Source organism: Lentzea sp. NPDC005914 (assembly GCF_040629405.1).
GTDB lineage: Bacteria > Actinomycetota > Actinomycetes > Mycobacteriales > Pseudonocardiaceae > Lentzea.
The window spans coordinates 96,885-111,867 of sequence record NZ_JBEXVQ010000003.1 but is presented as its reverse complement, the minus strand read 5'-3'; the positions used below and the strand labels follow the sequence as shown (position 1 = coordinate 111,867).

Annotated in this window: 11 protein-coding genes; 9 read left to right on the top strand and 2 right to left on the bottom strand. The window is 68.9% G+C overall.

The genetic code is table 11. The annotated features are described in order from the left end of the window. Nucleotides 1-17: 17 nt before the first annotated feature. The 5 genes from ABZ345_RS05700 to ABZ345_RS05680 are packed head-to-tail and all read left to right on the top strand — an operon-like array spanning nucleotide 18 to nucleotide 6,263. On the top strand, nucleotides 18-1,379 hold the full coding sequence (locus ABZ345_RS05700) for an MFS transporter (RefSeq protein ID WP_359843329.1): 1,362 nt from the start codon (nucleotides 18-20) through the stop codon (nucleotides 1,377-1,379). Beyond that, nucleotides 1,376-1,624, top strand: a complete 249-nt coding sequence (locus ABZ345_RS05695; RefSeq protein WP_359843327.1) for an acyl carrier protein — start codon at nucleotides 1,376-1,378, stop codon at nucleotides 1,622-1,624. The genes ABZ345_RS05700 and ABZ345_RS05695 overlap by 4 nt, the downstream gene beginning before the upstream one ends. Next, nucleotides 1,621-4,137 (top strand): 3-oxoacyl-[acyl-carrier-protein] synthase III C-terminal domain-containing protein, encoded by a 2,517-nt coding sequence (locus tag ABZ345_RS05690; protein ID WP_359843325.1) that lies wholly within the window; start codon nucleotides 1,621-1,623, stop codon nucleotides 4,135-4,137. The genes ABZ345_RS05695 and ABZ345_RS05690 overlap by 4 nt, the downstream gene beginning before the upstream one ends. A gap of 13 nt (nucleotides 4,138-4,150) precedes the next feature. Then, nucleotides 4,151-6,022, top strand: a complete 1,872-nt coding sequence (locus tag ABZ345_RS05685; protein WP_359843324.1) for an HAD-IIIC family phosphatase — start codon at nucleotides 4,151-4,153, stop codon at nucleotides 6,020-6,022. Then, nucleotides 6,015-6,263 (top strand): acyl carrier protein, encoded by a 249-nt coding sequence (locus tag ABZ345_RS05680; protein WP_359843323.1) that lies wholly within the window; start codon nucleotides 6,015-6,017, stop codon nucleotides 6,261-6,263. The genes ABZ345_RS05685 and ABZ345_RS05680 overlap by 8 nt, the downstream gene beginning before the upstream one ends. Nucleotides 6,264-6,280: 17 nt before the next feature. Here ABZ345_RS05680 and ABZ345_RS05675 read toward each other — a convergent pair whose 3' ends face one another. Then, nucleotides 6,281-6,970 (bottom strand): hypothetical protein, encoded by a 690-nt coding sequence (locus ABZ345_RS05675; protein WP_359843321.1) that lies wholly within the window; start codon nucleotides 6,968-6,970, stop codon nucleotides 6,281-6,283. 234 nt (nucleotides 6,971-7,204) lie between these two features. Between ABZ345_RS05675 and ABZ345_RS05670 the strand changes: the two genes are divergently transcribed. Further along, nucleotides 7,205-8,065 (top strand): SAM-dependent methyltransferase, encoded by an 861-nt coding sequence (locus tag ABZ345_RS05670; RefSeq protein WP_359843319.1) that lies wholly within the window; start codon nucleotides 7,205-7,207, stop codon nucleotides 8,063-8,065. 53 nt (nucleotides 8,066-8,118) lie between these two features. After that, nucleotides 8,119-8,361: a hypothetical protein gene (locus tag ABZ345_RS05665; RefSeq protein ID WP_359843317.1), complete on the top strand. Its 243-nt coding sequence runs from the start codon at nucleotides 8,119-8,121 to the stop codon at nucleotides 8,359-8,361. On the opposite strand, the gene ABZ345_RS05660 is transcribed toward ABZ345_RS05665, so the two are convergent. Further along, nucleotides 8,362-11,259: a substrate-binding domain-containing protein gene (locus ABZ345_RS05660; protein WP_359843315.1), complete on the bottom strand. Its 2,898-nt coding sequence runs from the start codon at nucleotides 11,257-11,259 to the stop codon at nucleotides 8,362-8,364. A gap of 174 nt (nucleotides 11,260-11,433) precedes the next feature. On the opposite strand from ABZ345_RS05660, the gene ABZ345_RS05655 reads away from it, so the two are divergent. Beyond that, entirely contained in the window at nucleotides 11,434-13,701 is a 2,268-nt protein-coding gene (locus ABZ345_RS05655) for a glycoside hydrolase domain-containing protein (protein WP_359843313.1), read from the top strand. Continuing rightward, the gene (locus ABZ345_RS05650; protein ID WP_359843311.1) at nucleotides 13,698-14,975 is read left to right on the top strand and encodes a glycosyltransferase; all 1,278 of its coding nucleotides are present in this window, start codon (nucleotides 13,698-13,700) and stop codon (nucleotides 14,973-14,975) included. Before ABZ345_RS05655 ends, ABZ345_RS05650 begins: the two co-directional genes overlap by 4 nt. Nucleotides 14,976-14,983: the final 8 nt, after the last annotated feature.

Below are 14,983 nucleotides of genomic sequence, written 5' to 3'. Positions count from 1 at the left end.
AACACAAAAGGACCTGAATGACCATGCAACGCCCACAAGGGTTCGCCGCGTTCACCACACTGTGGTTCGGGCAGTTCCTGTCGGTGATCGGCACGCGGATGACGAACTTCGCGCTGAGCATCTACGTCTGGGACGCCACCGGCAACGCCACCGACTTCACCTTCATGCTCTTCTTCGCCTTCGCCGCCACCATGATCTTCAGTCCGATCGCGGGCGCGGTCATCGACCGGTGGAACCGCCGGGTGACGCTCCTGCTCAGCGATCTCGGCTGCGCCGTGGCCACCGCTGTGCTGCTGGTCGTGTTCATGACCGGTTCGGTCAGCATGTGGCAGCTCTACCTGATCAACTTCGCCACCGGCGCGTTCGTGGCCTTCCAGGTTCCGGTGTTCCAGGCGACCATCACCCTGATGATGGAACGCGCGAAGTACACGCGGGCCAACGCGATGATGTTCCTGGTGCGGTCCACTCCGGAGCTCTTCGCGCCCCTGATCGCCGCCTTGCTGCTCGCGGCGACCACCATCCAGACGGTCCTGCTGATCGACGCCCTGTCGTACGTCTTCGCCATCGCCTCGATCCTGCTGGTCGCCGTTCCGTCGGCACCGAAGCGACCTGACGGCGCACACCAGTCGAAGTTCTGGCAGGACTGCTTGTTCGGGTTCCGGTACATCCTGCGCATCCCGTCCCTGCGCAACCTCCAGCTGTTCCTGATCGCGATCAACGTGCTGGCGTCGATCGGCTTCATCCTGCTGCGCCCGATGGTGCTCGCCAGGACCGGCAACAGCACCACCGCGCTCAGCCTGGTGCTGGCGACCGGTGCCATCGGCGGTGTCGCGGGCGCATTGATGCTGGGCCTGCTGAAGTCACCGCGCGACAAGATGATCCGCATCCTGTGGGCGACCGTCGTGTTCAGCGTCATCGGCCGCATCGTCTACGGGGTCTCGGACATGTGGATCTTCCTCGGGGTCGCGCTGGTCGTCGTCCACCTGTGCATCCCGATCGTCGACGGGTACACCAACACGATCTGGCAGGAAAAGGTCGAACCACACGTGCAAGGCCGGGTCTTCGCCGCGCGGCAGTTCACCGAGGAGCTCACGGTTCCGCTCGCCGCGCTGATCGCGGGCCCGGTCGTGGACAACCTGCTGACGCCGTGGATGCAGCCGGGGCACTCGGGCGCCACCCTGTTCGGCGGCCTGGTCGGCACCGGCCAGGCGGGCGGGCTCGGGCTGACGTTCGTGCTCATCGGGGTGCTCGGCACCGTGCTCGCGGCCGCCGGGTTCCTGATGCCGAGCATGCGGCGGATCGAGACGATCCTGCCCGACTACGAGGAGCCCGCCCTCGTGACGGCGTCCGGAACCGAGAGTGTGGGAGCCCCGCGGTGACGACCAGCGAGAACACCACCCAGTTCGCCGAGATCGTGGCGGACGTGCTCGAGGTGGGCACCGAAGCCGTGACCGACACCGCGGGGCCGGAGACCCTCGCTGCCTGGACGAGCCTGCGCCACCTCGAGCTGATCGTGACCCTGCAGGAGGCCTATGGCGTGGCGTTCACCTACCAGGAGGTCAGGGACACGATGTCCATCGGTCACCTGCGGTCGGCGTTGCGAGCGAAAGGAGCGCCGGTATGACCGGGAATCTGCACAGCGTGCGGTCCGCGTGGCGGCAACTGTCCAAAATGGATGGACTGGTGACCTTGCGGGTCGGTGTCGTCGCCAGTTACACGGCCGACCCGCTCGTGCCGTACCTCGGTATGGCGTTGCACGACGCGGGCTTGCCTGCTCGGTTCGCTCTCGGCCCGTACGACCAGATCATGCGGCAGTGCCTCGATGACGGCAGTGCGACCGCGTTGAGCGAACCTGACGTGCTGATCGTCGCGCCGAGGTTCGAGGAACTGGGCGGCGACCATCCACGGTGGACGCCGAACCTGGTGGAACTCGCGGACGCCGCGGTGAGCACCGTGGGCTGCTGGGCCGGCTGCCTGGCGTTCGTTCTGCCTGCGTTGCCGGAGACACGGGAGTTCGGCGTCGGCGACTCAGGGCAGGTCGCCGGGGTCGTCGCCGAGGCGACCAGGGCACGGGAGGCTGTGCGCGCGAAGCTCGCTGGCCTGCCCAACGTTCTGGTGGCGGACGCCGAGGAGGCGGTCCGGGCCGTCGGCGCCGGCAACGCGTACTCGCCGACGATGTTCCGGGTGGCCAAGGTGCCGTACACCGAGGAACTGTTCGCGTGTCTCGCCGATCAGCTCGGCCGGTTGCTGCGGGTGCGCCACGGCCTGAGCCCGCGTGCCGTGGTGATCGACGCGGCCGGCCTGCTGGCCGACGAGAACGCGGCCGCCGCACTGCGAACACCCCTGCTGACGTTGCATCGTGCCGGCGTCAGGCTCTCAATGCGGGGTGAGCCCGACTGGACCTCGTTGGCCAAGGGAGCGCCGGAGCTCGTCGGAGTGTTGCGCCGGTCTGATGTGGACGATCTACACGCGCTGCTGCTGACCGCGGATCCCGGCCTCGCCGACTCGTCGACCGTGGTGCTCGGACCGCAGCCGGAGTCCTGGGCCGCACAGTTGGGCGACGCCGGGTTGTTCGACCAGCCCGCGCCGCCGATGCGAGCCCACGAACCGGTCGCGCCTCTTCCCGCCGTCGCCCCGGTGGTCGCGCAGGCGTCGCTCGCGGACTTCGTGGCGGGCCTGGACGTCGTCGTCAGCTACCAGCCCGCGCAGGACCATCTGCGCAAGGTGGCCGAGGTCGTCGAGCGGGCCAAGGACTTCACCATGGGCGTCGCGCACACCGCCGCGGACATCGTCGCGCGCGCCGACGAGGCTCTCGCCATTTCGGTGCGCGACCGGTTCGGCGACTACGGCGTCAGCGGCGCCGTGGCACTGCGCCGGACGGACGGCGAGTGCGTGGTCGACCTGTTCTCGCTGTCGTGTCCCGTGCTGGGCAAGGAGGTGGAGGACGAGGTCCTGCGGGAGATCGTGCGCCGGGCAGGCGGCGCCGACGTTGTGTTCCGGTTCAAGCAGACCGAACACAACGCCGTCACCGCGGCCTTCCTCGAGAAGGTGGCGTCACCGACCGTGCGAACCGAGCGCTGGGACGCGCCTGCGCCGAAGCCCGCCCAGGTCGAGCCGGTCGTTCCGTTCGGGATCGTCGCGTTTGGACAGTCTCTGCCCGAACCGGTCGATGTGAACGCGGCCGCCAGTGCGTACACCGAGGATCCGGACCGGCTGGCCGGCTGGGGTTACCGTCGCTTCCATCGAGCCCCGGACGACGTCGGCCTCACCGACCTGGCCGTGGCCGCCGGCGCGAAAGCCCTCGCCGAGGCGGGTCTCGACGCCGGCGACGTGGATCTCGTCGTGCTGGCCATCCCCGACCTGGCCGAGTACCTGTACTGGGACCCCGCCGCGGCGACCCAGGCCCGGCTGGGCGCGCACGGCGCCGAGGCGGTTCTCGTGAACCAGGCGTGCGGCGGGGGAGTGGCCGCGTTCGACGTCGTGGCGGGCAAGTTCGCCGTGCATCCCGAGTACCGCACCGCACTGCTCATCGGGGCCAACCGGGTGTGCGAACCATACTGGAACCGGATGGAGATCAACACCAGCGTGTACTCCGACGGCGCTGCCGCCGCGGTGATCCGCCGCGACCACGGCACCTGTCGCTGGTTGGCCACCGAGATCATCACCGACGGCACGTACGCCGACTTCATGCGGATGGAAGTCGGCGCCACGGCACGGCCGTTCACCGCGGACTGCACCGAGCAGCCGCATGTCCGCGGTCCACAGGACCGGCTGGAGGAGTTCTTCCACGGCGACGTCCGGCAGATGTTCAAGTTCGTCTCGACCCTCCGCGCCCGGAGCCGTGAGGTCGTGGACGCCGCGTGCGCCCGTGCCGGCGTCGCGCGCGAGGACATCAAGCGGGTCCTGCATTTCAACGACAACGTCAAGCAACTCACCGAACTGGCCGGGGACCTCGGCATTCCGCTCGACCGGACCAACGTCGAAACAGCGCTCGACCACGGCCACGTCGGCTGTGCCGACCAGCTGCTGGCACTGGACCGCCTGCTGGCGGACGGCGAGCTGGCCGACGGTGACCTGGTGGCGCTGACCAGCACGAGCAGCGGCATGCACTGGATCTGCACGCTGCTGCGGGTATAGGAGACGGAGAACTGTGAACGACGCGAAAGATGTGCTGGCCCGGATCCGCGCGGTCCGCCGACCGGAAGCCCCGCCCGACAAGGACCTGCTCGCCGCCGTGTCCACTCTGGACGGTCTCGCCGCGCGGCGGGACGCGGGCCGCCTGCTCGCCGGGGTGGCCGCCGACCGCATCACGGACCGCGCGCTGCGCCCGTTGCGGGTGGCGATAACCGGGACGTTCACCGCGGAGAACGTGGCGCCACTGCTGCGAGTCGAGCTGCTCAGCCGCGGAATCGCCCCGGAGATCCACGTCAGCGGGTTCGACCAGCTGCTCGTGCAGCTGAGCGATCCCGGCTCGGAACTGGCCCGGTTCTCCCCGGACGTCACGCTGTGCCTGCTGCACGACCATGCGCTGCTGCCCCAGGCGTGGGACCCGACGGACCTGCCTGGGTTCAGCGAGCGAACCAGCGGCAAGCTGGCCATGATCGAACAGGCGGTCGCGGGCTTCGCGAAGCGGACCGAGAGCGCTGTGTTGCTGCACACCGTGCCCCTGTCACGGTCTGAGCACCGCAAGGTGATCGGACTGGCGGGCCGGGCGGTGCTGGGCAGAGTCTGGCGTGAGCTGAACGAACGGATCCTTGAACTCGCCGACCAATACCCGGCAGTGCACGTCCTCGACCTGGAAGCCTCGCTGATCGACCACACCGGCCCAGTTCGCGACGACCGGCTGTACCAGTTCGCCGGCATGGCGTGGACACCCGACGTGGAACGGCACTACGCCGGTGAAGCAGCGTCGTTCTGCCGCGCGGTGTCCGGGCTGTCCAAGAAGTTGCTGGTGCTCGACCTGGACAACACGCTGTGGGGCGGCGTGCTGGGCGACGATGGACCGGAAGGCATCCAGATCGGCGGACGATACCCCGGCAACTGCTACACCGACCTGCAACAGGCGCTCGCCGGACTGCGCCGCCAGGGCGTCCTGCTGGCCGTGTGCAGCAAGAACGAACAACAGGCCGTCGACGACGTGTTCGCGAACCACCCCGACCTGGTCCTGCGCGCGGACGATTTCGTCGCGCGGGTCGCCAACTGGGGCCGCAAGGACCACAACATCCGCCAGATCGTGCAGACCCTGAACATCGGCCTGGACAGCGTGGTGTTCGCCGACGACAGCGCCTTCGAGTGCGAGCTGGTCCGCCAGGAGATCCCCGAGGTCGAGGTGGTGCACCTGAACGGCGACCCCGCCCGGCACCTGGCCGCCGTGCTCGATCCCGGCTACTTCGACACCCTCGCGACAACTGCCACCGACCAGACCAGGACCTCGATGTACCGGGCCAAGGCCGACCGGGAGAACTTCGCCGCGTCGTTCACCTCGGCCGAGGACTACCTGACCAGCCTGGAACTGCGGGTGACGGTCGGACCAGCCGACGAGTTCAGCCTGCCCAGGCTCATCCAACTGGGCTTGCGCACCAACCAGTTCAACGCGAACCCACGGGCGCACTCGGAGAGCCGCACCCGCGAGATGGCCGCGTCACCGGACCACCTGGTCCTCGGCTTCGAGGTGGCGGACAGGTTCGGCCGGGAGGGCCACGTCGGCGCGGTGTGGCTGGCCAAGAACGCCGACCACTGGCTGATCGAGAACTTCGTGATGAGCTGCCGGGTGTTCTCCCGCGGCATCGAGGACGCGGTCCTCGCGCACATCGCCGACGAGGCGCTGCACGCCGGCGTTTCCTCGCTGCGGGCGATCTATCGACCCGGCGAACGCAACAAAGCGGCCGCGAACCTCTACCCACGGGCAGGTTTCGCGCCGCTCAACGACCCCGAGTACTACGACCTGCGGCTGCGCGCAGACCACGCGCTGAAGCCGGACTGGATCGTGCTGGACCGAAAGGTGGAACCCGCCCATGCCTGACATCGCCTCTGACATCACCGTCGACCTCGTCGACCTGGTCGAGCGGATCACCGAGGTCCCCGACGTCACCTCGTCCTCCCGCTTCGACACCTTGGGAAACTGGACCAGCCTGGCCGCCCTGCGGCTGCTGACCGACATCGAGGACCACTTCGGCGTCAAGCTGGACCTGCGCACCTACTTCTCGATCACCGACGTCGGCCAACTGTCCGCCTTGGTCACCGAGGCGGTCGCCGGCACCTGACTCGCGGGCTGAAGTGGCTAGATCCGGGGGAGGTAGGCGGAGACTTCGGCGATCGCGTCCAGGGTGTCGTGGTCGATGCTGCCCGTGGCGAGCTCGGCCTCGGCGATGGTGACGTTCTTGCCATTCCGGTCGCTGCCGTAGCGCAGGCCGGTGAACCGGATGTCGGCCATTCCCAGCAGGGAGGAGCCGAGCGGGTAGATGTCACCGCTGCCCTGGATCCTCATCACGGACTCGAACCTGTCGGCGTCGCGCGCGGAGGCCAACCCCACCCAGGCCACCGACACCACCGCTGAGTTGCCCGCGCCGTCGCCGACCAGGAACAGCGCCCGCTCCAGCGAGGTGCAGCGGGTGCGGGTGAAGAAGTCGCGGATCTGGCCGAACGACGACGCCACGCACTCGGCTTGCTGGCGTGCGGTTCGCTTGAGCTGCCGCACGCCCAGCCGCTGCCAGGCCGCGTCGGCATCGCCTTTTCGCGCCGACTTCTGCCCCTCGGACTTGCGCGCCTTCAGCTGCGGTGTTCCTCCCGAGCCCGCACCCTGCGAACCAGCTCCCACCTCCGACACCGCGCCCGACCCGCCGAGTGTCAGGCCACCACCCCCGATTCCGGCGGACAGTCCGACCGCCAGCACGCCGGCCGCCACCACCGTCCCCGCACCGCCTCCGGTCAGCGGAATGCGCTTGCCGTTCTTGGTGATCCAACGCGTCATCTCACCCTCAAAAGATTCCTCACGAAGCGGTCATGTCGGCCCCACATCGCGAACACGCACGCTGGGACTGCCAACCCTGCGCGGGATGCGACGCTCCGACAACGCCGCCGTACCACGTCCCGTTGACCAACGAACGGGTGATAGAACGGACACGCACCGTAATAGGAGGTGTCGTTCTCGTGTGTCACCGCGAAGTGCCCACCATGTAGCGACTTCGTCGGTAGCGTCGTGGACATGGAGAACGGCGGACCAAGCCGCACAGCGCTCGTAACCGCGTACGCCCGCGCCTACCACCAGATCGCTGACCGGGCACAGATCTTCACCGATCCTCTCGCGGCACGTCTGCTCGGCTACGCCGCGGAAGAACTGCCGAGACTGGGCACCGCCGCGACCGATCGCCTCGGCGGGGCCGTGACAGAACGGCCCCGCCGCCTGTTCTTCGCCTCCAGGGCTCGCTTCGCCGAGGACGCCGTGACCGCAGCCGTCGCCGCTGGTGTGCGGCAGGTCGTGATCCTGGGCGCGGGCCTGGACACCTTCGCCTACCGCAATCCGCACAGGGACCTGCGCGTCTTCGAGGTCGACCACCCCGCCACCCAGGCCTGGAAGCGAGAACGCCTTGCCACGACCGGAATCGACAGCCCCGAGACGCTGACCTTCGTGCCGGTCGACTTCGAAACTCAAACGCTGGCAACGGAACTGGAGTCCGCCGGATTCAGCAGGACGGACGCGGCCGTGTTCGTCTGGCTCGGCGTCATCTACTACCTGACCCCGGACGCCGCCCACGACACCCTCGCCTACATCGCCGGTCAGGCCCAGCCGGTCGAGGTGGTCTTCGACTACCTGCGATCCGCGACCACCGACGCGGAACGTGCCTACCAGCAGGCACGTGCGGATCGGCTGGCCGCCGTCGGCGAACCCCTGTTCAGCTACTTCACTCCCGACGGCATCGCCGCACAGTTGCGAGCTCTCGGGTTCACTGGAATCGAGGACCACTCCGCTCCTGACCTGATCGCCGGTTACCTCGGCAGCTCCGCGGCGTTCCTGAGCGAACCATCGCCGCTGCACGCGCTTCGCCTGCTGCGCGCGAGCCGCTGATCATCCATTGTGGCCGGACAGCGACCTGGCTGATCGCCCAGTACGCGTGCCGCTTGATCGACTACATGGACGACAACCGCCACACGGCGGTCACCCCGATGCCGCCGGCGAACGGCCGGCTGGCTCCGCTGATCGACCTGCGCTCCGGCTACGTCCAGCGCGGCATCGACCTCTTTCCCAAGCAGGGCGAGGAGGAGCCGTGGCGTCAGCAGCAGAACTACCTCCGCGACCGGCGCCTGCTCACCCGAGGCCCGGTGGACGACCACGTCGTGTTCACCTCGCCGTCGCCGAGTTGATCACTCAGCTTGGGTGTGTGCGGTCATGAGCTCGCGCATCCGGCGGGCGAGTGCGGCTGCGGTGAACGGTTTCTGCAGCAGGGCGACGCCGCGGCGGGACAGGTGTTTGCGGACGTCGGCGTTGTCCGCGTAACCGGTGACGTACAGGACGGGCAGACCGGGGCGCAGGTGCTCCAGCTTCTCGCCGAGTTCGCGTCCGCCCATCTCCGGCATGACGACGTCGGTGACGACCGCGTCGATCTCCGCGGTGGCCACGACGAGGTCGAGCGCTTCCGCGCCGGTCTCCGCTTCGATGACGCGGTAGCCGTACTGTTCCAGGAACACTCGGGTCGCGGTGCGGACCGATGCCTCGTCCTCGACCAGCAGCACGGTCTCCCGTGCCTCCGCGGTGGGCGCGGGTGGCAGCGATTCGGGTGCCGGCATCAGTTCCTCGTCGGTCGCGTGAGGCAGGTGCACGTCGAAGCTGGAGCCCGCCCCCGGTGCGCTCGTGACGGTGACATGGCCGCCGCTGCGCTCGACGATGCCGAAGACCGTGGAGAGACCCAGTCCGGTGCCCTGACCGGCCGGTTTGGTCGTGAAGAACGGCTCGAAGATCCGTTGCTGCGTCTGGGCTGACATGCCCACGCCGGTATCGGTGATCGACAGGAGCGCGTAGCGGCCGGGCGCGACGCCGACCCGTTCACCGTCGGCCAGGTGGACCTCCGTCGTCTCGACGGTCAGCCGGCCGCCGCCGGGCATGGCGTCGCGGGCGTTCACGACCAGGTTCACCACCACCTGCTCGAGCTGGCCGCGGTCGGCGAACACCGGGCAGGGCAGCGGTGCGAGGCGGGTCGTGAACCGCACGTGCTCGCCGATGAGACGGCGCAACATCGCCTCGACGCCGGTCACGACGTCGTTCAGGTCGAGCAGTGCCGGCTGCGGGACCTCCTGGCGGCTGAAGATCAGCAACTGCCGGGTGAGCGCTTCCGCCCGCACTCCGGCGTTGCGGATCTCCTCGGCCGCGTCCCGCAGCTCCTCGTTGTCCTGCAGGCGATTCCGGAGCATCTCGCTGTAGCCGTTGATGACCACGAGCAGGTTGTTGAAGTCGTGTGCGATGCCGCCTGCCAGCCTGCCGACCGCCTCCATCTTCTGGGCGTGGCGGAGCTGCTCCTCCACGTGTTCGCGCACCTTGATCTGTTCGCGCAGCTCGGCGGTCCGTTCGGCGACGCGGTCCTCCAGCTGCCGGCTGCTCTCCTCGACCGCCGCGAGCGCGCGTCGTTCCCGTTCGACGAGGATGACGCCGGCCAGTGCGCTCGAGATCTGGCCGCGCAGGGCCTCGTAGATCCACCCGACCCGCACGCCGGCTTCGAAGAGCACGAAACCGAGCCGTTCGTCCTTGAAGTACAAGGGCAACGCGACGAAGTTCGAGGCGGCGTCACGCTCGAGAAAGGAGCCGGGCGCGAGATCGAGCGCGGGAAAGGACGGCTGGTCGCCCGCGTCCAGACGGCGGCCGCGGTCGCAGGCCAGCGCGAGCACGGCCTGGTCGGGGATGCCCGCTTCGGTCAGCGGCGGTTCGTACAGGGCGACCGCACAACCGGGGATGCCGACGTGGGGCAGTTCCGCGGTGAGCACGTCACCGAGGTCGCCGACCTCGCGGGCGGTCACCAGCCGCTGCCCGAGTGTGCGGACGACCTCGTCGCGTTTCTCGCCGACCTGGTGCTCGAACGTGCGCTGCTGCCCGATGATCTCGCCCAGCAACTGCCGCGCCTGCCACCAGAGCTCGGGGGCGGGCGGCAGCCGGCGGTCCCGGCGCAGCGCGGCGAGTGCGGCCCACGCGTGGTCGACGCCCTCCGTCCGCGCGAACGAGTCCAGCTCGGTCAGGAACCTCTCGTCCCCCTCCCCGCCGAGCGCCTGGCGAGCGGCCTGGTACAGCCGTTCCGCCACCTGGCCGCCGGTGTCCTCGACCGGCGTCGGGAGACACCCGCACGATCGGCGGACCACGAGTTCCGGCGACAACGTGACGACGTCCGGAACCTGATCGCCGCGCAGCCTCGCGAGCAGCAGCTCCACCGCCTTCGAACCGAGGTCCGCGAACGGCATCCGCACCGTCGTCAGCGGCGGGGGAGCGGAACCCACGTTCACCGACCGCTCGACCGACCGCCCGGCCACGGCCGGGTCGACGTTGTCCAGCCCCAGAGCGAAGTGTGCGGTGTTCGGCAGATCGTCGAAACCGATCACCGCCACGTCGTCGGGTACGCGCAGCCCCGATCTCCGCACGCCCACGATCACCGCCTGGGCGTAGAAATCGCTCGCGGCGATGATCGCCTGGGGCTCGCGCGCGCAGACCTCGGTCGTCATCGCGACCGCCCGGCCGGCGTCCCACCCCTCCGACGGCGCGGGCACGAGCGTCTCGTCGAACGGAAGTCCGCTCGCCGCCAGCCCGTCGAGGTAGCCGCGGTACCGCAGTTCGGCGCCGGGGTGCGTCGCCGGACCGCGCACGAAGGCGATCCTGTTGTGCCCGTGGACGTTCACGAGGTGCTCGACGGCTTTGCGGATCCCGCCGGCGTCGTCGAAGAGCACGCTCGGATGCCCGGGCAGCGGGTGCTCGACGCTCACCAGGGGCAGCGCCAGCCGGTCGCAGAGCGCCTCCACAGCCTCCGGTCCCGCGTACGAGCTGAGCGCGGTCGTCCAGACCACCAGCCCGTCCAGCCGGGCGCCGCGGGTGAGCTCGTAGACCGAGTTCGCGGACCTGCCGAAGTCGGCGGGATCACCGAGCTCGCGGCCGATGAACGTGACGAGGTCGGCGTCGAGCGCGCTTGCCGCGTCGGCCATACCGAGCCATTCGAGCTCGAACAATCCGGCCAGCGACATGTTCAGCGCCCCGATGCGCGGCCGCCGTGCCCGATCTCCCTCGATCACGGTGACACCATAGGCCGCAGAGACCGAACCTCTGCACCTTCCGGCTGGAATGTCCGGAGGCCGTCCCTTTCGTGGCGCGTCCTGGTCCCGCCGGCTGGACCTGGTGCGCGTGGCGGCGTTGAACGTGTCGGCACTCCGCGTACCTGGCGACATGTTCATCTGCTTGAAACCAACGTGGTGCCCGCACTGACTTACTGTCGCGTCATCCTCGACGAGATTGATCCTTTCATCGGAACGGCTGCCACCTCCTTGCCTGCGGCGCAAGGGCTGGCGGCCACTTGGTGGTGGCCGAAAGCTCAGGTCGGCAACACCCACCCCGGCGCGACGTCTCCGCTCGGCATGGTGTCCGCCTGCGCCTACTCCGGTGCCTATCCGACCGGCTACGGCCTCTACATGAAGAACACCGAGGGCCAGCCTGAGGAGCTGTTCGACCAGCTGCAGGCCTCCGGTTTCACCCACTTCCAGCAGTCCGGCACCGGTGCGATCCGCAAGTACTACAACTACGTGCGGGTAACCCCGATGGTGCAGCAGCTGGACGTCCTCGGCCAGGCCTGGCCGCTGCACGACGAGGCCGCTGAAGCCGGGTACTACGCGGCCACTCTCGACACCGGCATTCGATGTGAGGTGACTGTCGGCGCCAAGGTCGCCGTCCACCGGTACGCCTTTCCCGAGCATCGCAGCGCACGGGTGGTCGTCGACCTGTCCTGCGGCGGGCTGGCCATCGACCTCGGCCGCACGGTGCCGCTGCGGGCGCACGTGGAAAGCCTCGGCAACGGCTGCGCCCAGGGAACGGTGGTCGTCGAAGGCGTGCCGCTGTCGGTGTACATCAGGGTCGACAGTCCGGGTTGGCGGCAGATGCTCTGGCACGACCGCCGGCTGATCGAGGGCGGCACGCGGCTCGACTTCGACCGCATCAGGCAGACCACGTTGCGCCCGTTCGGGATGCTCTACATGGGCCCCACCTCCGCCGGGCAGAGCGTCGAGATCCAGATCGGGTTCTCCCTGCGCGGCTGCGAACAGGCTCGGGAGAACCTGTATCGCGAATGCGGTGACGGGGCGCCGGCGTTCGACGTCGTGAGGGCGCAGACCAAGGCTCGGTGGCGCGACCACGTGGACCGGGTCGAGGTCGAGGGCGGGTCACCCGCCAGGCGGCAGGTGTTCGCGACGGCCCTGTACCACTCTCTGATCAAGCCGTGCTTCGGCGACGACGAGAGCCCGTTCTGGCCGTCCTCGGGGCCCTTCGTGTTCGACATCTGCACGATGTGGGACATCTACAAGACCCAGTTGCCGTTGCTCATGGCCATCTGCCCGGACCGGGCGGTCGATCTCCTCGAGTCGCTGATCCGTGTCTGCGAGGAGGAAGGCAACTTCCCCATCGGGTATCGGATGGCTCGCGGCGCGGACCGGTTCTTCCGTCAGGCGAGCGCGTTGGTCCACACCGCGCTGGCCGACGTGCACGCCCTCGGCCTCGGCGACCTGGACTGGACCTGGGCGCTGGTGCACATGTACGACGACCTGCGCCGGATGTACGGCGAAGACTTCTACGAGCACGGCATCGTGCACCCGATCTCGCACACCCTCGACCTCGCCTACGCCGCCCACTGCACCTCCAGCATCGCCAGGGCGCTGAACGACGTCCAGCTCGCCGACGACCTCGACGCGCGCAGTCGCCTGTGGTCCAACGCGTTCGACCCGGACACCGGTCTGCTGCTCGACTCGTCGTTCTACGAAGGCGGCAAGTGGAACTACTCGTTCCGGCTGCTGCACGACATGGCAGCCAGAATCGCGATGGTCGGTGGGAACGAAGCCTTCGTCAGTACGCTCGACGCGTTCTTCGGCTACGGCGCTCCGCGTGTGGAGCAGCCCGGTAAGCGGCCCGGCTCGGCGGAGATGGCGGCCGGCTACCTGCTGAACCGGTTCGAGGGGCTGAACAACGAGCCGGACATGGAAGCGCCGTGGTCCTACCACTACGCGGCGCGGCCGGATCGCACAGCCGAGATCGTGCACGCGGCGCTGACGTGGCAGTTCGGCACCGGTCCGGGCGGCTTGCCGGGCAACGACGACTCGGGCGGGCTGAGCTCCTGGTACGTGTGGGCCTCGCTCGGTCTGTTCCCGGTCGCCGGGCAGAACCTGTTCCTCGTCAACGCGCCTGCCTTCAGCCGCGCCACTCTGCACGTAGGCGACCGCGATTTCGTCATCGAGACCCGCGGCCACCGCGAGACGTCGATCAGCTCCGACGGGCTGGAGACGGACCCGCCGCCGCAGTACGTGCAGTCCGCGCAGCTGAACGGCAAGCCCCTGGACGCGGCGCACCTGCGCGCGACCGACGTCCACGCGGGCGGCCGGCTGCTGCTCGAACTGGGCCCGCACCCCTCGGAGTGGGGACGCAAGATCCTGCCGCCATCAGTGTCCGACCCGCTCGGAAAAGGGGCTCGCACATGAGCAGGCCAAGCCGCCGTCTCGTCATCGTGGTCCGGGCCGACCCGGTCATCTGCGGTCACTCAGGAGAGGCCCGCAACCTGGCCGAGGTCGCGCTGACCCGCGGCTTCGACGACGTCCGGCTGCTGACCTGGCCGATACCCGTGCTCCAGGCGGCAGGCCTGCCGCTCAAGCCGCTGGACCGGATCATGCCCTACAGCGAGGGCATCACCGTGGAACGCCCCGAGCCGGTCGGCGACTACCGAGTACCCGACGGCCGATACCTGGCCGGGCTGACGGGACGCCTCGTCGAACTGCTGGCCGAGCCGATCCCGACCACGTGCGTGTCGATGTACCTAGCTCCCCACGACGCCGTGGTGCGCGACGCCGTGGACGCGGCCCGCGCGGCCGGCTACGCACCTGACGTCCGCACCATCGCGAAGGCGGTCGGCTCGGACGTCACCAACGTGATCCGCTCGTGCCTGCACGAGAGGCGCTTCGGTGCAGCCGTGGTCCTGTTCACCCGGTTCCTCGCCAACGACGAGGTGATCGCCGTGTCGGAGTACACGAGGCAGGAGATCATCGCCTGCGCAGAGGCCATCGACGCGCACTGCGGCACCCGCTTCGCCCGCCAGTGCGTGCGCCGGATCTCGGTCAGCTACCCGCCGATCGACACCTCGGCCTACCTCGACCTCGATCCCGCGCTGGTGGACACCGCCCTCGAGCGCCGCGGCCTGGAACGCGACGGGTACGTGTTGTTCCTGTCCCGGGTGACACGGGCCAAAGGCATCTACGACCTGGTGGACGCGTTCGCCCAGTGCCAGGCGCAGTCGAAGGTGAAGCTCGTGATCGCCGGCAAGGGCCCCGAACTCGAGCACCTCCAGGCCATCACTCGGGACAACGACCGGATCCTCTTCCTCACCGACGTGGAGGACGAGGAGAAGCCGCTGCTGATGAACGGCTGCGCCGTGTACGCGCTTCCGACCAAGCCCGAACCGGACTTCGTCGAGACGTTCGGCATCGCGCTGACCGAGAAGATGCTCGCAGGCGGTGGCCCGGTGATCACGACCACCACCGGAGGCGTCGGCGAAGCGGTGGGCTCGACGGCCATCGTCGTCGAGGCCGGGAACACCACCCAGATCGCTGCGGCGATCGACCGGGTGGTGCTCGACATGTCAGCCGAGGAACGGCAACTGATGGCGGATCGGGCACGCGAGCATGCCCTGTCTTTCGACCGCGTCCGGGTGTTCGACAGCCTCTTCGCCACGTCGAACCCGCCGATCGTCCTAACGGGATGATCCCTTGA